The 18186-nt window shown below is 37.8% G+C and carries 15 protein-coding genes; 2 read left to right on the top strand and 13 right to left on the bottom strand.

Features of this window, described 5'->3' with window-relative positions; all coding sequences use genetic code 11:
- Positions 1-156 precede the first annotated feature (156 nt).
- The 10 genes from ACZOVS_RS01170 to dprA form a co-directional block, all read right to left on the bottom strand.
- The gene (locus ACZOVS_RS01170; protein ID WP_483995403.1) at positions 157-669 is read right to left on the bottom strand and encodes an OmpH/Skp family outer membrane protein; all 513 of its coding nucleotides are present in this window, start codon (positions 667-669) and stop codon (positions 157-159) included.
- A gap of 82 nt (positions 670-751) precedes the next feature.
- Positions 752-1357, bottom strand: a complete 606-nt coding sequence (locus ACZOVS_RS01165) for an OmpH/Skp family outer membrane protein (protein WP_483995402.1) — start codon at positions 1355-1357, stop codon at positions 752-754.
- Between the two features lie 20 nt (positions 1358-1377).
- Positions 1378-4062 carry a BamA/OMP85 family outer membrane protein gene (locus ACZOVS_RS01160; RefSeq protein ID WP_483995401.1) on the bottom strand — a complete coding sequence of 895 codons (2685 nt, stop codon included), beginning with the start codon at positions 4060-4062 and terminating at the stop codon, positions 1378-1380.
- The gene (locus tag ACZOVS_RS01155) at positions 4043-4789 is read right to left on the bottom strand and encodes an isoprenyl transferase (RefSeq protein ID WP_483995400.1); all 747 of its coding nucleotides are present in this window, start codon (positions 4787-4789) and stop codon (positions 4043-4045) included. The genes ACZOVS_RS01160 and ACZOVS_RS01155 overlap by 20 nt, the downstream gene beginning before the upstream one ends.
- Positions 4790-4792: 3 nt before the next feature.
- On the bottom strand, positions 4793-5605 hold the full coding sequence (gene porG / locus ACZOVS_RS01150) for a type IX secretion system protein PorG (protein ID WP_483995399.1): 813 nt from the start codon (positions 5603-5605) through the stop codon (positions 4793-4795).
- 98 nt (positions 5606-5703) lie between these two features.
- A complete protein-coding gene (locus ACZOVS_RS01145; RefSeq protein ID WP_483995398.1) occupies positions 5704-6576 on the bottom strand; it encodes an NAD kinase in 873 nt (290 codons plus the stop codon).
- A 27-nt stretch (positions 6577-6603) separates the two neighbouring features.
- Positions 6604-7992, bottom strand: coding sequence for a POTRA domain-containing protein (locus ACZOVS_RS01140; protein WP_483995397.1), 1389 nt, complete (start codon positions 7990-7992; stop codon positions 6604-6606).
- A complete protein-coding gene (locus ACZOVS_RS01135; RefSeq protein WP_483995396.1) occupies positions 7989-8645 on the bottom strand; it encodes a CBS domain-containing protein in 657 nt (218 codons plus the stop codon). Before ACZOVS_RS01135 ends, ACZOVS_RS01140 begins: the two co-directional genes overlap by 4 nt.
- Before the next feature lie 2 nt (positions 8646-8647).
- Positions 8648-9556, bottom strand: coding sequence for a ribosome small subunit-dependent GTPase A (gene rsgA / locus ACZOVS_RS01130; RefSeq protein ID WP_483995395.1), 909 nt, complete (start codon positions 9554-9556; stop codon positions 8648-8650).
- Positions 9557-9664: 108 nt separating this feature from the next.
- A complete protein-coding gene (gene dprA, locus ACZOVS_RS01125; protein WP_483995394.1) occupies positions 9665-10762 on the bottom strand; it encodes a DNA-processing protein DprA in 1098 nt (365 codons plus the stop codon).
- A 274-nt stretch (positions 10763-11036) separates the two neighbouring features.
- On the opposite strand from dprA, the gene ACZOVS_RS01120 reads away from it, so the two are divergent.
- On the top strand, positions 11037-12116 hold the full coding sequence (locus ACZOVS_RS01120; RefSeq protein ID WP_483995393.1) for a glycosyltransferase: 1080 nt from the start codon (positions 11037-11039) through the stop codon (positions 12114-12116).
- A gap of 214 nt (positions 12117-12330) precedes the next feature.
- Entirely contained in the window at positions 12331-13176 is an 846-nt protein-coding gene (lgt, locus tag ACZOVS_RS01115; protein ID WP_483995392.1) for a prolipoprotein diacylglyceryl transferase, read from the top strand.
- Between the two features lie 104 nt (positions 13177-13280).
- On the opposite strand, the gene ACZOVS_RS01110 is transcribed toward lgt, so the two are convergent.
- The 3 genes from ACZOVS_RS01110 to alaS all read right to left on the bottom strand — a co-directional run bounded on the left by ACZOVS_RS01110 (position 13281) and on the right by alaS (position 18184).
- Positions 13281-14132 carry a porin family protein gene (locus ACZOVS_RS01110; protein ID WP_483995391.1) on the bottom strand — a complete coding sequence of 284 codons (852 nt, stop codon included), beginning with the start codon at positions 14130-14132 and terminating at the stop codon, positions 13281-13283.
- A gap of 25 nt (positions 14133-14157) precedes the next feature.
- Positions 14158-14904, bottom strand: a complete 747-nt coding sequence (locus tag ACZOVS_RS01105) for a hypothetical protein (RefSeq protein ID WP_483995390.1) — start codon at positions 14902-14904, stop codon at positions 14158-14160.
- A 667-nt stretch (positions 14905-15571) separates the two neighbouring features.
- A complete protein-coding gene (alaS, locus tag ACZOVS_RS01100) occupies positions 15572-18184 on the bottom strand; it encodes an alanine--tRNA ligase (RefSeq protein WP_483995408.1) in 2613 nt (870 codons plus the stop codon).
- Positions 18185-18186 lie beyond the last annotated feature (2 nt).

Below are 18186 nucleotides of genomic sequence, written 5' to 3'. Positions count from 1 at the left end.
ACTCGCGATGGACACCCTTGCTATTGGCTGTATGATTCCCGCTATTAGGGCTCATTGGGGACTTGCACCCGTTAGCTAATACTCATGCCGAGCATACAAAACAAAAAACGCCGGAAATAAATTCCGACGTTTTTTATTATCACCATATAAGGTTAATCAGAGTCCTAATTTACTTTTCACATCCGGTGTAATATCGATAGCATCGTCACCTATGTAAACCACCGCGCCCACTGATTTGTCAAGAACGTAAGTAAAACCTTTCTCCTTACCAACAGCATTGACGGCATTTTGAATTTTCTCGATAACAGGAGTCAGAAGTTCAATTCTTTTTTCTTCAAAAGACACCTCGGCATTATTTTGGAACTCTTGGATTCTGCCTTGAAGGTCCAATATTTCTTTTTCTTTTGATTGACGAACAAGATTGGACATTGTGTTAACATTAGCCTCATAATCTTTCATCTTATTTTGATATTCAGTTGCCATAGCCTGCAACTCCGTCTGTAATTCACCATAATAAATCTGTAAATCTTGTTCAACTTTTGTTCTTTCAGGCATAACAGACATAACATCAGCTGAATCCACATAACCAATTTTCATATTCTGAGCACTAAGGCAAAGATTAAAACCCAATGCTAAAACAAAGAAGAATAATACTTTAATTTTTTTCATTTTTAATTATTTTACAATTGTTACTAACAACTAATACAGTGCAAAGGTACATAAATTTCGTTAACGACGAAACTTTTATCAATTATTTTTTATCGCCTGTATTATTGCCAGCACCAAAACCGGAAGATTTCTTACGATCTTCTCGACGTACGGTCTGCATCACATTACCTATTTCATCGAGTACATCATCGCTAATATCGTTTTTCTCATTACAATACAACATTGTCGTACCGGATGCCTTATCAAACACAAAGGCATAATTTTTAACTAATGCTATCTGATTTATAGCATTATACACTTTTTCCTGAATAGGTTGAATAAGTTCCATTCGTTTAGTAAACAGCATACCGTCAGGACCAAAATACTGCATTTGCAAAGCCTTTGCCTCTTGTTCCTTAGCCACTATAGCCTCTTCTTTTCTTCTTTTCTGGTCTTCAGAAAGCAGCACCGATTCAGTCTGATATTCCTTATACATTTCTTCCACTTCGGCGCGTATAGCCTGAATTTCGCGTTCCCATTCAAGCGACATATTATTAATTTCCTCCTGAGCATCGGAATATTCAGGAATATTCTGAAGTATGTAATCAGAATCCACATACGCCAATCTCTGATTTTGCTGAGCATTCAGAGAAAAAGTGCCGGCCATTACAACGAAAGCCAACATCAATAATAATTTTCTTGTTTTCATATTTTTTATTTATATTTGTTTTAATCCAACGAACCTCCAATAGAGAAGTGGAACTGACTGCCGGCGGCATCTTTAATACCATAAACATCGTCGAAGCCGTAACCCCAGTCAAGACCGAGCATGCCAAACATAGGCAAATATATTCTGATACCAAGACCTGCTGAACGATAAACATCAAAAGGATTAAAATTCTCGAAGCCCAGCCAACAATTGCCTGCTTCCACGAAGCCAAGTGCATAAATCGTAGCTGTCGGGTTAAGTGACAACGGATAACGTAACTCCAACGTATATTTGGTAAATATATTGCCACCAATATTCTCGTTAGAATAGTAATACGGGGTAAGAGTCTCATTACCATATCCACGCATACCGATAATCTCCCGACCGTCGAGGTTTGAATAACTTGTAAGACCGTCACCGCCAAGGTAGAAACGCTGGAATGGTGTCACACCTATTTTAGGATTATAGTATCCCAAATATCCGAAACGCAGACGAGTCATCAACACAAGTTTATCATACAACTCAGTATAAACAGCGGCTTTGAATTTCCATTTATGGAACTCAACCCAGCGGTACATGTGGTCTTCTCTCTCGCTTTTGTCCGGAAACTCCTTCTCATAATCTCTGCCGCTTATCAGAGAATAAGGAGGTGTCAATTCAAGAGACAACACGAACTCTGATCCATAACGAGGATATATGGGTTGACTCACAGAATTACGTCCAATAGTGATGTTATATCCTATGACATTAAAATGACCGGACCCTGTACCGAAGTCGAATATTGTGGTATAATTATTCAAATCATAGCGCATTAAATTGATACCATTATACATTGTAAAATAGTCGTCCGGCCACTCCAACCTTTTGCCAAGACCGAAAGAAACGCCTGTCGTTTTGAAGCTTGCAAAATACTCATTAGATTTCGAATAGCCATTAGTATATGTAGAATGATAAACTGAAGCAGTAAATGAGTTTGGTTTCTTACCGCCGAGCCACGGTTCAGTAAAAGAAGCACCATAATAGATATATGAAGTACCATAAGTCTGGATACGGAAAGACAATTTTTGGCCGTCTCCGCTCGGGAGAGGAGTCCACGCATCTTTATTAAACATCTTTTTCAATGAAAAATTATTGAGTGTCAATCCTAAGGACAAAATAAGTCTGCTATATCCCCAACCGGCAGACAATTCTATTTGGTCGGTAGATGCCTCCTCAACTATATATTCTATATCCACTGTACCGTCAGAAGGGTCCGGTTGAATGTCAGGATTCAATGTCTCAGCATTAAAATACTGCAAAGTAGCAAGCTCACGTGTTGTTCTTATTACATCGCTTCTACTGAACAATTGACCTGGTTTTGTATATAATTCACGTATCACCACATGGTCGTTGGTTTTTGTATTACCTTTCACCGATACTCTTTTTATACGAGCCTGATCTCCTTCATGAACTCTTATCTCCAAGTCAATGGAATCATTCTCTGCTCCCACCTCTACAGCTTCAACCTGGAAAAACAAATAACCGTCATCCATGTACAATGAAGTAATATCATAACCGCCTTCATTATAATTAAGATTGGTCTCGAGTAATTCCCTGTTATATATGTCACCTTTACGTATTCCAAGCACTCTGTTCAAGGTAGTAGTATCATATTTAGTATTGCCGACCCATGTAACATCGCCGAAATAATAAACATCACCTTCTTCAATATTCAAAGCTATACCTATATTCTTATCATCGATAACATAAACCGAGTCGGAAACTATTTTTGCATCTCTATAGCCCTTATAATTATATTTATCAATAATTTTTTGTTTATCAGCCTCATAATTAGATTCATTAAACTTAGAAGATTTAAAGATACGAGGACGATAATTATCTGCGAAATAGTCTGTTATCTCAGCCATTGCAGCTTTAGGTCTGAATGTAATGAAATACCACGCAGAGTTGACCACGGCAGGACCGAGAGGTCTAAGCGGGTCGAATTTACCCTTCAGTTTGGTATCTTTCATAGCGGAACGAATTTGTGAATCTGTCATAAACTCATTGCCATCAATAACTATTTCCCCAATACGGACTTTAGATTTCTTATCCACATCAATGACAAGATTCACATAATTATCACGTGTAGTATCCGGTTCAGCCAAAATATTGACCTCAGCATTAAAATAACCTTTCTCATAAAAATAGTCTTCTATTATTCTGCGTGTTTTGACATAAGTATGTTCTGTCGCCACATCGCCGCGAGTGAGGTTGATTTTATTTCTAAGTTCTTCAGCTTCAGACCTTTTAACGCCATCGAAAGAAAATTTGGATATACGTGGACGTTCTTTAAGGTCAATATTAATAAATATTTTGTTACCAATTATATCAGTGCAAGTTATAACCACATCCTCGAACAGACCTTGTTCCCAAAGTTTACGTATAGCACTCGAGATATCATCGCCTGGGGCCGTAATAGTAGAACCAATTTGCAGGCCGGATATCATGATCAAGACGTTAGGGTCGATATATTTGACACCGGAAACGGTAACACCCGCCAATTCGTAATCACGCGGCACACTAAAATCCATATCAGACAAACCGCCACCGACAGATATCTGAGCATTAGAAATATATGCCGAAGTCAGCAAAGACAAAGAAAATAAAAGCGATATCAGCAGTTTTTTATAAAGAGTCATTGTCTCACTTATTAATTTGTTCACTTGTTTTCCCAAAACGGCGTTCGCGACTTTGATAATTCACTATTGCTTCGTAAAGATCCTCTTTACCAAAGTCAGGCCAATATTTATTTGTAAAATACAACTCCGAATATGCGAGTTCCCACAGCAGAAAGTTACTGATGCGCAATTCACCGCTTGTACGAATCAAAAGTTCAGGGTCAGGCATATCTGCTGTTGACAAAGTCTTAGCAATACGAGACTCATCGATTTGTTCCGGTGCAACAATACCTGAGCGAACATCAGCGGCTATTTTTCTCATGGCATTCAATATATCCCAACGTCCTGAATAGCTGAGGCACAAGGTTAAAGTCATTCTGTCATTACCGGAGGTAGAATGCATCACATCCATCAACGCATCATAATTATATTTTGGCAAACGATGGAGGTCTCCTATGGCATTAAGTCTTATATTATTATCAGTCAATGTTTTAAGTTCAGATCTTATTGTAGATGACAATAGTTGCATCAAAGCATCGACTTCCCAAGAAGAGCGGTTCCAATTCTCAGTAGAGAAAGTATAGAGTGTAAGATATTCAATGCCTATTTCGGCAGCAGCCTCAGTCACTTTTCTAACTGCATCTACACCTTTTTGATGACCGAAAACACGCATTTTACCCTGTTCCTTAGCCCATCGTCCATTACCATCCATAATAATAGCGATATGCTTCGGCAAACGGGCAAAATCCATCTTATCTTTTTGACTTGTCATTTATCAATAATATCTAAAATACTTACTATCGACACCTACGTTACAATTTCTGTTTTTAGGAAGATTGAATTTATAAACCACCGAAGCATTCAGATAGGAAAACCAATCATTATCAAAAGAGTTTCCTCTCTGCATACCTGACAAATAATTATCTGTAGGGTCGGAATAATTATAACCATCAACCACAACATCCGCTTCGGGATACAACCCGTGGACATCATCAATATAATCAGTAAATGTCTTATTTATTCTCCATTCCAATGCCAGACCTATTCTTTTGCCTATGCTGTATTTTACGCCTATTCCGAAAGGAATGGCAAAACTCACGTTCGAATATTCCACTCCTTCAGTCCACAGTCCCATTGAATGCAAGTCTGTACCATTGGCAGGAGTATTATTGAAGAAAAATGTCGAGAACCCGCCAAATATATAAGGAGAGACATAACTGCGACGGCTTCCTGTCCAATAATCGAAGAAATTGAACTCAGCCACTAAAGAAATATCATGAATTTTAGCTTTAAAATCAAGACCTCTTTCAGGACGATATTGAATCACGGCATCAGAAGAGGCAAGACTTATATTGGAATACGACAAGCGAAAAGCCCAGCGTAAACTGCTGTAATAACGAGTCAAAACACCCCATGCAAACTGACTATCGGAAAAATGTTTGTTAGGATTTATATCTCCGATATAATAGGACAAACCGCCAGAGACGCCAACTTCTATTATCTGACCTTTTGCTTCAAAAGGATTTAACGACAGTCCCATTATCATGAGAAACACCATCAAAACACCAAACTTTCTCATTCTCTTCATAACGAATAATTTAATTCCTTTTGATAGACAATAATTTACAAAATTCATTCATTAACCGACAAATTTACATATTTTTTTGATAATCTTGAAAAAAAAGTCTAATTTCTCACATCATTTCCCCAAAGCAACTTGTTTCGCATAGCGGTAAAAAAGTCTTTTCCCTGCATTTTCACCATATTGAAACAAAAATCCGTTTTTCTGACTTCAAGTTCCAATGATTTATCAACCAATATCTTACGTGAGTCAAGTCCTAAAGAGAAGGCATTACAACGACCGTCAACTTTAATTCTTATAACACTTTTATCGGGTATAACGACAGGACGTACACTTAAATTGTGTGGTGAGACCGGAGTTATAACAAAACTTTTTGTGTCAGGTGCCATGATAGGACCTCCAGCACTCATTGAGTAAGCAGTAGATCCGGTAGGTGTAGCCAGAATCAGGCCGTCTGCCCAATAAGTATTCACGAGAAGGTCATCGACATAAACTGTAACAACGATAAGACCTCCTATCTCACTACGCAAGACACTTATCTCATTAAGAGCATAATTGACATCGCTGGAAGGGAAAGAATCTCCAACCACCTGCAGCATAAAACGGCTGTCTATCATATAATTCCCTTTAAGTATATTTCTCACCGCCTCTTCTGCCTCATTGGCAGAAACACTCGACAAGAAACCAAGACGTCCCATATTGATACCGAAAACAGGTATTTCCGAATCACGTACCAAAGGCAAAGAATCGAGTACAGTGCCATCACCACCGAAAGAAAACAACATATCAGCCTTGCCAACAAGTTGAGAATATGAGTCAAACATCTCATAATCGACATCGGATACTGATGCAACCAATGATGAAAAATGTTCATAAACCAATAATTTCACATTTGATTCTTTCAACACCTCAAGCAAGCGAGACATTAAACAGTCATATTCACTGTCAAATGATTTTCCGTATAATGCTATTCTCATAATCAAATTTTAATGGTTATTCAATTATTATATAGGTGCAACAAGATGCAAAAACAAGCCTGATTCGCCAAGTCCATTGATGCCATATTCCACACGCAAGACCTTGTCGTAATATGTAACAAAATCTATGCCAACGCCGGTACCGAACAACAAACTGTTCTGCAATACCGATGTAGGGTCATTCTGCATATTCCATGTATAAGCCATATCAAAGAAAACATTAAAATACAATGCAAAATGTATCTTTCCAAATTTCTCATTTTTTATCAGTGGAAGATAAGCGACAGTAGGATTGAGTATTGCTATCTTCAAATTATTTTTCATCAGTGCGAAGTTCATCGCATTAACAACATAACGTTCATAAGAACGGACAAAATCATTTTTATAACCCAGACCATCGGTAAGAAAGTAAGGAACATCATTAGTATTTCCAATTCTTGTCGTGACATTGGATGCCCAATAAAGTCTGCCATAAATTTTTGTATAAAAGTCAAAAGTGACTTTCCCGTAAAATATATTGAGTTCTTCATTATCGAAAGAAGGTCCGAATTTGGTAAAATCCAGTTCCAAATAATGCCCGTCAAGAGGGTAATTGTTATCGTCTCTATAATCATGTTTCATGACGAGCGACATTGACAGATATTGAATATCAGACACTTCAAATGAATAATCCGGATTCAGCGACATGATACTGTCACTAAACCTATCACTATTGTATTGCAATTTCAGGAACAATCTGTCACGGTAGCCGAAACGATAATAAGGTTGCAAATAAGCATAATACGATTGACGTGTAAATCCATTCTCTTCTTTAAAATAGACCACTTTATCGTATTCAGTTTTCAAAGCCACCTCTTTATCTCTTTTGAAACCGCCGCTCATCATCAAGCCGAAGCATTGTCTTTCAGTAATATATGGGATATCATAAGTAATGCTGAACTGTTGGTTGTAACCGCCGATAAGAGTAAAATCGAGTTCGTGCATAAGTCCCCACATATTATAATAAACAAGGTCGAAACCATAACTCAGACGTGCGAAATTCTTAGTTTCATACCATGAATTAAGATTACGGTCGGCGTATGCAATATAAGGAATAGGCCAAAAATACCAACGTTCCACAACATTTATAATCAATATCTTACAATTATTACAATTTGTATCATCTTCCAATTTAAAATCAACGAAGTTAAACAAGTCGGTATTAAGAATATTTTCACGGCAATAGCGCAATGTTTCATTTAATGTTGCAATGCTTACAGTATCGCCCGGAGAAAAAGTAAGTTCTCTGAAAACAATGGAAGGCTTTGTAACCTTATTGCCTATTATGTCGATATCAGAGATGATGACATAATCATCCTCTTGAGCGTATGAAAACAAAGACAAAGACAAACCCAATATCAACAACAATTTTTTCATATATCGAGGAACTTCATAAAAGACTCAAAACGTTCTCTTAAATCATCATTACCCACATTATCAAAAGAGCCTGATACGTTATAATCAAATCTTCTGAGTGTCTGAATGACAGCAGAAGCATCTATAAGATTTATCTTTATGCAAATAGTTATTCGAGAAGATTCTGTTTTATTGCAAAGCATGAGACTCAATATTTTGGCATTATTTTCTTCCATAAGTCGGGCTATCTCTCCAAGAGAATAGTCATTGACTCCCATTTCAATCATTATCAAAGCGCCTGGCTCTGAAACAGAAAGCACATCCGCCATATAATCTATCAGACCACTAAATGTAATGACACCCAAATAATTATCGAAGCGGTCGATGACAGGCAACAATGGCAAATGATACATCTTAAACATTTTAAGTACGTCAAAGACATGTTGATTATCATAAACAAAAGGAGCAACATTAAGTTTCATATCTCCTATTTTGCCATCTAAATCATCATAACGATAAATATCATTGTCCGACAAGAGAGTTATCAGTTTACGGTCATCAACGACAGGTATGCAGGATATGCGCAAATCATTCATACTGTCGAGAGCATTGCGGCATGAATCATTTACTGAAAGAGGCATTATATCATTCGACAACAGGTCAGCAGCAGTCATAATCAATCATCCATCATATTACAATAGTCATTATAACGCCATTTTGCTATAACATGTTGTTCGACGGCATCTTTTATAGCACAATGAGGCTCATGCAGGTGGGTACAATTACTGAATCTACAGTTATGCATCAAGGCACGCATTTCGGGAAAACGCTGGGCGAGAGTATTTTTCTCCAAATCGAACAAACCGAATTCTTTAATACCGGGAGTATCAATGATAAAGCCACCGAAACACAGAGGAAACATTTGTGCGTATGTAGTAGTATGTTTTCCTTTCTCATGCACATCGGATATCTCTCCAACTTTAAGATTCAATGCAGGATCGAGTCTGTTCGACAATGCCGACTTGCCCACCCCGGAATGTCCTGAAAAAAGACTTACTTTATCTTTCATAACATCCTTTAATCTATCGCATTGAAAACCGGTGAGGGCAGACACCATAAACGACTCATAACCAATAGATTTATATACACTTATCAACTCTTCCGCCATCGCTGTCTGTTCTTCATCATACAAGTCGCATTTGTTAAACACTATGACAGAAGGTATATGATAAGCCTCTGCTGTAACAAGGAAACGGTCGATAAAACCTGTAGAAGTCTTTGGCTGAGCCACAGTAGCTATTAAGACAGCCTGGTCTATATTGGCAGCTATTATATGTGATTCTTTTGACAGATTCACCGACTTGCGTACAATGACATTGTTACGTTTCAGCACTTTGTCGATAACACAAGTATCTTTATCACGTTCTTTTTCAAAATTGACCTTATCACCCACTGCAACAGGATTAGTAGTACGCAGTCCGTCGAGACGCATCTTGCCTCTCAGACGACAGCTCCACACAGTGCCATTGTCATCCTGTACCTCATACCAACTGCCTGTTGATTTAATAACTCTTCCTATGGGCATAATTATTTTTGTGCAAAGGTAATATTTTTTATCAAATATGACATAAAACACAGAAAAACAAATAATCTCATGAAAGATATCGTTAAAAACCAATATGACAACATACAATCAATTTTTACGATAACGTTTTCCAGGCAAGGCGGACAGGACGCCGTCGAACTCGAGTGACAGCAGCACCGACGCCAATTTCGGCAAAGACATATTTGTCTCAGTAATTATTTTATCGATATGTACCACCTCATCCGGACCAAAGGCATTCAACACAAGTTGTTCATCAGAATTAAACTCTCGAAACAAGCGCATTTGTTTGTTGGGCATCTCAACATCTGTATCCCATCGCATCACATAACGTATATCTGCCACATCAAGTATAAGGTTAGCTTTATTATTCTTTATCAAATGGTTACACCCCTCGCTAAATAAGTCGTCGGCTCTGCCGGGAAAGGCGAATACATCTCTATCATAAGAATCAGCTATGTCTGCAGTTATCAAGGCGCCGCCTTTAAGGGCACTTTCCACGACAACAAGGCAATCTATCATGCCGGCTACTATCCTATTTCTCTGAGGGAAATTCTCTTTCTCAGGAAGTGTTCCATACAGATATTCTGTCAAAAGACCGCCATTCTGCAACATGGATTGCGCAAGTTTACGGTTTCCATTAGGATAAATCATTTGCAAGCCATGGCCGAGGACACCTACCGTAGGAATATTAAATTTAATTGCCGAACGATGAGCAATAGCATCAATACCATAGGCAAGCCCACTGACAATCAAAACATTATCAGAAGTCAGTTGTTCCACAATCTTTTCCGTCATAGCTCTGCCATAGTCCGAGGCATTTCTCGTCCCCACTATACCTACCACACGACATGCATTAAGATTTGTCGCACCTTTATAATAAAGCATCACGGGACTGTCATTGCAATGTTGTAATCTTTTTGGGTAATCAGTGTCGAGATAAAACAGAGGTTTTATATTCATTTTATCCAAATATTTAATCTCTTTCTCTGCACGAGACAACACCTTTTGTGATATAATGGCAGCAATACTTTTGGCATTGAGCCCGGCTACAGCTTCAAGATTGCGTTTTTTCTCCTTAAAGACAGCTTCAGCTCCACCACAATACGCTATCAGCTTTTTCCCACCTATATTGCCTATTCCTGGTACAAGAGTAATGCCTATCTCATATAACAATTCGTTCGTCATGAAGCAAAAATACACATAATATCACATTATATATCAATTATTTATGTTAATTTTTATTTACATTTAAAGATAAAATTTCGTAATTAAAATGTTAAAATGACATAAAAAATGATATTTTTTTCTTTAAAAATCAAAATGTAAAAAGATATTAAGGAAGCACGCAAAATTGCAAACATAAAAAGCCATTAAAAAACATGTTGAAAAGATTTTTCAACAACAGGAGCATAAACATGAACATCACAAAAAATATATATATATTTGCAAAAACAAAATTTTGGGAAAGAGAATATTAGTCAGTCCGTTAAACTGGGGATTAGGACATGCGACACGATGTCTTCCTATCATAAGATCCCTTGTAAATCAGGGCAACAAAGTAATTATTGCTGCTGACGGAGGAGCATTGTCATTTTTACAGAAGGCAATGCCGGAACTGGAGTTCATCAAACTTCCGGGATTCAATGCCACATACAGCAAAAGGAACTCACAGGCATTAAAGATAGCGATTTCAACACCAAGAGCATTAAGGGATTTCAGCAACGAGCATCAACAACTCGACACCATAGTAAAAGATTACAACATAGAAGCCATAATATCGGACAACAGATTCGGCTGTTGGAACAAAAATGTAAAATCTGTTTTTATAACGCACCAGTTGCACATCAGCATACCAAAATTATGGAGATGGACTGCTCCTATTGTAAACAGCATCAATTACAGTTACATAAAACATTATGATGAGTTATGGATTCCTGATGCCGAGGGAAACATCAACCTTGCAGGGGCATTGTCGCATCCTGCCAATCTGCCGATAAAAACATCATACATAGGATACCTAAGCAGATTTTATGCCGACAGCTTGCCAAACAACGAAAAAGACATAGACTATCTCGTGATACTATCAGGACCTGAGCCGCAACGCACCATACTCGAAAAGATTATCATAAAACACGCTTACACAATAAAAGAAAAAATAGTAATCCTCCGTGCCATGCCCGACTGTCTCAACATGATAAAGGATTTGCCGGACAATGTAACCACATTCAATCATGTCGATGACGAAATGTTCGTCAATCTTGTCAGTTCAGCACGCAACATCATCTGCCGTGGAGGTTATTCTTCGCTCATGGATCTCATACGTCTAAACCGAAGTGCATTTCTAATTCCTACGCCGGGACAAACCGAACAGGAATATCTGTCACAATACCTGTTCAAAAAAGGATTGTTCGGTTATTGCAGACAAAAAGACTTCAATTTCAAAAATGTTGCAATTCCTCAAATAAACTTGCGCAGCATTTACAATGACGAAAGCGACAACATAAACACATTTTTAGAGCGATGGTGCAAGACGATATAACTGTGTATGTCTATTACCGTCATGATATTTTGAAATATTGATTATTTCCTGTTTCTGTCATTATATTTTAATCTGTCCCATTGTTTATCATGGCATTTCAAAACAAACTTTAAAAATCACATCCGCATGATTTACGACAAAACGCAAGTATCATTTATAAGTATGAAATAATAATATCACAATATTTTATATATTTGCAAAAAAATACAACGATATGACGACTAATTTTATCATCTGGAATGTTGACCCGATAAGTTTTGTTATTCCTGAATGGTTTCCTTTGATTGGCGGAAGACCTATTGCCTGGTACGGCATTATATGGGCAGCGGTATTTGTCATAGGTTTTTTCATAATGAAGATAATTTACCGCAAGGAAAAAATACAAGCCGATTATTTGGACAAGTTATTTGTATATATGATCATTTCATCTATCATAGGAGCACGTTTAGGACATTGTTTATTTTATGACCCTGCATATTATTTTTCCAATCCAATAAAGTTTTTGGCTGTATGGGAAGGAGGATTAGCAAGTCATGGAGGAGCCATAGGCATTCTCATCGGATTATATTTATACTCCAAGAAAACGAAATTGCCATATATATGGATTTTAGACCGTATAGTCATACCTGTAGCATTAGCAGGAGCCTTGATACGTTTTGGAAATCTGTTAAATTCCGAAATTTACGGCACACCTACCGATATGCCATGGGGCTTTAAATTCGTAAGAGACTATCCTATCGGAACGCCCATAGAAAACATTCCTGCATGTCATCCCACACAAATATATGAGTCTTTATTCTGCATCTTCACCTTTGCATATCTTTTGTTCGCCTATTTCAAACAAGACATGGGCAAAAGGTATCCGGGACTGATGTTCAGCATTTTCCTCATCGTTATTTTCGGTTCCCGCATCATCATAGAGTTCATCAAAAATCCTCAGGTAGAGGCAGAATTACAGATGACATTCGACATTGGACAATGGTTGAGTTTTCCTTTTATATTAATAGGTGTAATAATGATGGTGATGAGTTTAAAAGGAAAATTCAGGCCCAAATCATAAAATTTATTTACAAAACGAACAAGAGAACACATGAGTGCCGTCATACAATGACAGCGACCCAAAAATCTATTTCTGACGAGATGAGTCGCTATCATTATGCATTATCAATATCTTCTGTCAAACTTATTACCGAAGTCCGAACATCCGTTATTTTTAGAGAATTTAAGAGGCAGACCTATACTTATCAAGGCTTCAATGCCTCTATTATATCTATGACCCGTGACATTATAAGCATTTACATTACCTGAGATTGCGCTATCATCTTTTTCCATTGATGAGTAAGTATCGATAAAACCACAGTTATATGCGGCTTCAATTTTCCACACCAAGGAAAATCTTTGGAAATCCATATTAAACCGTAATCCTACACCTGCGACTACCCCCATGGTAAAAGTTTTCATATTAGCTTTACCAATCTCGACAGACATAGACTCCTCCTCAAGTACAGTTCCATTTTGCATTTTATTCAACGAGATATTGCCTCCGAGCAGGAAACCGGCATCAGGAGCAGCGAAGATATATGGATTGAACCAATCTGATATAACAAAACGATATATAACAGGTATTCTAAAATCTATATAGAAAGACTCTATGGAATAGTTGGTTATCACATCAGTAATATTCTGTTCCTGTTCTTCTCTTGCCACATAAGATTTATCAGTACCTCTACCAACAATCATTAATTCCGGAGCTAAAGAAAGTCCTCCCATGACAGGTATTTCGACAAAAACACCTCCAATAGGTCGAAAAACAATATTTTCATCAAGATCACTAAGAGCCTTATCAGTAAAAACCATATTTGCCATATTCAACCCTCCTTTTAGACCTATCATGACAGCTTTCGACCTATCCTTGTCACCTTTTTTTTGGAATTTGTTAAACACCAAACCATCTTGAGCCACAAGATTACCCACAAGACAAACAAAACAAACAGCAAGTAAAAATATCTTTTTCATTTTCTAATCAATTTAGTGTAAAACATTATTCTCCATTGACATTAATCTTCAGTGCGATGCCATCGCCACTGGATTTAAAAACTTTCATGCTATTTCTATAGTTGTCAAAATAAGCTTGATACGCATCCGGAGAGTAGCTGATAATATCATCCACATATTCAAAAACATGAATATTTTCTATTCCAATCTCAGTAATCCTGCCAACAATCACAATCAATGATGAAAACCGGGCTGTCAAAGATTGTACATATTCTCCGAAATACATGGTATTACTGAAATAGACATCACAAAGTCCATACATAGTAATATTCTCACCATCACCTCTTATATAAACTGTATCGGAAGAATATGAACTTATCACATGACGGTCAAACTCCTGCCCCCATTCATCTACAATATGGAACAAACTGTCGAATTCCATTTCGAACGACACAACTCCATTATGTTGGTCTTTCAAATTTATATTGTAAAATGCACTTGAAACACCAGCCAAATCAATTGTAGAATAGACATACTCACACGGATCAATTCTAAAGTCACCTTCAACCTTGGCAGGATACCAACCTCCCATTGTTATCACCTGTGCATTGTTAACATAACCTCTGAGGTCATTATTTATAAAAGAAATTACATTTGGAGGAGCGATTTCTTCAATATCCCTGAAATAGGACTCATCTCCCATCGGAATCAATGTTGTACTATCATTCTTGGTACAACTCGACAAACCGATAAAAAACAAAACTGCATAGAGCAAATAAAATCTGAAATTCATAAAAACACGATTTTTGATCCAAATTTCAATTATCTATGAATCAATAATTTAACAAAACAAACATCACCCTTTTCATTAAAACACGGCTTGGTTATAATCAAAAGTCGTAAGATAAAATAAAGGACTTGCTAAAATAAGACTTTTTTAGATATATACAACATTTTCTTATTATTTTTTAACATTTGCATTTTTTGTAAAAAGTGCAAATATTAGTTATCCACAAAAAACATATCACATCATACCATTAAAAAAGTAAATTATAGGAAACAATAAACTGAAGCAAAACAAAAAAGCCCGCAACTGTTATAGATGCGGGCGAAGTACTAAAAACAATCCTCTACAACCAAATAGATAGAAAGGATATATATGATTAGCAAATGATTATGTACGAATATAAAAATATGTATATAATTGATTATCAATTATATCACTAACGGGGGGGGTAATATTTACTACCCTAAAATTAAAAATATCAAGAATAACTATATTCCCTGCACTTTTTAATATCATATTCAGTAACTTGGCAGTGCAAAGATACAAAAATAATATAACAACAATCATTTTTTTAAAAAAATTTTAAAAAAATGTTAGAATATAAAAAAGCATCGGGAAAAGAAGAAAAAATCCTTTACCGATGCTTGATATTTTCAAGAATAAAAGGCTACGATCAGACAAAATGCCGTTTCAACATTTCCATGGCTTTATCGAGACCAGAAACATTTTTACCGCCAGCAGTAGCAAGATTTTTCTGACCTCCACCACCGCCCTGTATCTCTTTTGCCACCTCGCGTATCATTGCGGTAGCATCGAAAGAAGCATCCACAAGACTTTGAGGCAACAGCAGACAAATAGCAGGTTTATTATCAGTCACGCCACCGAGTATTGCGACAGCATCATTATCGATATCTTTCAAAGCAGCTGCCATATTTTTCAACTGGTTCACATCAGCGTCCACTTTTGTTACAACAATCTTACGCCCATTACACAACTCTGCATTGCGATAAGCTGTTTTCATCTCGGAAACAGCCATATTCATCATCAAAGCGTCAACACGTTTTTGAAGCATCTGATTATTTGACGACAATGTTTCGACAGCCTTGACGACATCACCTGAAGACTTAACCACTGCCTTTATCTTGTCAACAGTATCAATACATTTATCCAAATAATTCATCACCTCTTCACCGGTAACAGCTTCTATACGCCTCACACCAGCAGCTATTGCGCTCTCTGTCAGTATCTTAAAAGCACCTATACAACCTGTTGCAGGCACATGGGTACCGCCGCACAACTCACAAGAATAAGAAGGGTCGAATGACACCACGCGAACCTTGTCGCCATATTTTTCACCGAACAATGCCATAGCACCCATATTTTTAGCTTCTTCCAATGGCACGTCAACAGTGGTAACATTTTTTATATTCTCTCTTATCTTCATATTCACCAAAGACTCCACCTTCTTTATCTCTTCGTCAGTCATCTTGGCGAAATGGCTGAAGTCGAAACGCAATCTTTCATCATCGACGAGCGAGCCTTTCTGTTCGACATGAGGGCCCAGCACCACACGAAGAGCTGCATGCATAAGATGCGTTGCAGAATGATTAGCCTCTATCTTGCGACGACGTTCAACATCTACCAATGCTGTAAAAGGCAATTCAGGATTCTGAGGCAATTTGTCTGTTATATGAATGATAAGGTCATTTTCCTTAACAGTATTCACAACATTAATAATCTCCTCTTCAGACGACAGTATTCCTTTATCACCCACCTGGCCGCCCATCTCGGCATAAAATGGTGTCTTATCGAGCACTATCTCATAATGTTTCTTATTTTTTGCCGTCACCTCCCGGAATCGCAATATTTTCGACACTGCCTGTGTAGTATCGTAGCCCACGAATGACGGTTCCATGTCAAACAGCACCACCCAGTCGCCGGAAGTTTTCTCTGCTGCCTTACGGGAACGATTTTTCTGTTCTTCGAGTTTAAGGGAGAATGACTCCATATCAACAGACAAGCCTTTTTCCTCAGCCATAAGATTAGTCAAATCGACCGGGAAACCGTATGTGTCGAACAACTCAAAAGCAAAAGCCCCGTCAATAGTTTTCAAGGAAACATTCTGTTCCACATAAGACTCAAAACGGCGAATACCTTGCGACAATGTTCTAAGGAAAGAAGACTCTTCTTCATGCATCACCTTTGACACCAAAGTCTGCTGAGTTAGCAACTCAGGATACTGTTCGCCCATCTCATCGACGATGACAGGCAAGAGTTTGTACATGAAAGGTTCAGTAAAACCGAGGAAAGTATAACCATAACGAACGGCACGGCGCAAGATGCGACGAATGACATACCCGGCGCCATTGTTAGATGGCAGCTGACCGTCAGACAAGGCGAAAGACACAGCCCTAAGATGGTCTGCCACGACGCGCATGGCGATATCTTTCTGTTCGTCATCGCCGTACCTGACGCCTGCCATCTCAGCAATAGTCTGAATGACAGGCTGGAAGATATCAGTATCGTAATTCGACTTTTTATTTTGCATCACGCGAACCAATCGCTCAAAGCCCATACCTGTATCCACATGTTTTGCAGGTAGATTTACCAATGAGCCATTGGCGAGACGGTTAAACTGAATGAAAACAAGATTCCATATCTCAATAACCTCTGGATTATCCTTGTTGACGAGGTCTTTACCATTGACAGCGTTGCGGTCTTCATCGCTTCTAATATCAATATGTATCTCAGAACAAGGGCCACAAGGTCCGGTATCACCCATCTCCCAAAAGTTATCTTTTTTTGAACCATAGATAATCCTCGACTCGTCAATATGTTTTTTCCAGAATGTGAAAGCTTCATTATCAGGGTCCAATCCATCTTTAGGGTCACCACCGAACACCGTTACATACAGACGTTCCTTGTCTATTTTCAACACCTCGGTAAGGAACTCCCACGCCCATGCTATGGCTTCTTCCTTAAAATAATCGCCAAACGACCAATTGCCCATCATTTCGAACATGGTATGATGATAAGTATCGCGGCCAACCTCTTCCAAATCATTATGTTTACCGGAGACGCGCAAGCATTTCTGTATATCGGCAACTCTCGGTGCTTTAGGACTCTTATTTCCAAGGAATACATCCTTAAACTGATTCATTCCTGCATTAGTAAACATCAAGGTCGGGTCGTTTTTCACTACTATAGGTGCTGATGGAACCACAACATGATTTTTAGATTTAAAGAAGTCTAAAAAACATTTACGAATCTCATTTGCTTTCATTATAA

Source organism: Candidatus Limimorpha avicola (assembly GCF_056978975.1).
Note: the sequence above shows the minus strand (reverse complement) of the source record. Positions and strands in the feature narration are given on the sequence as shown.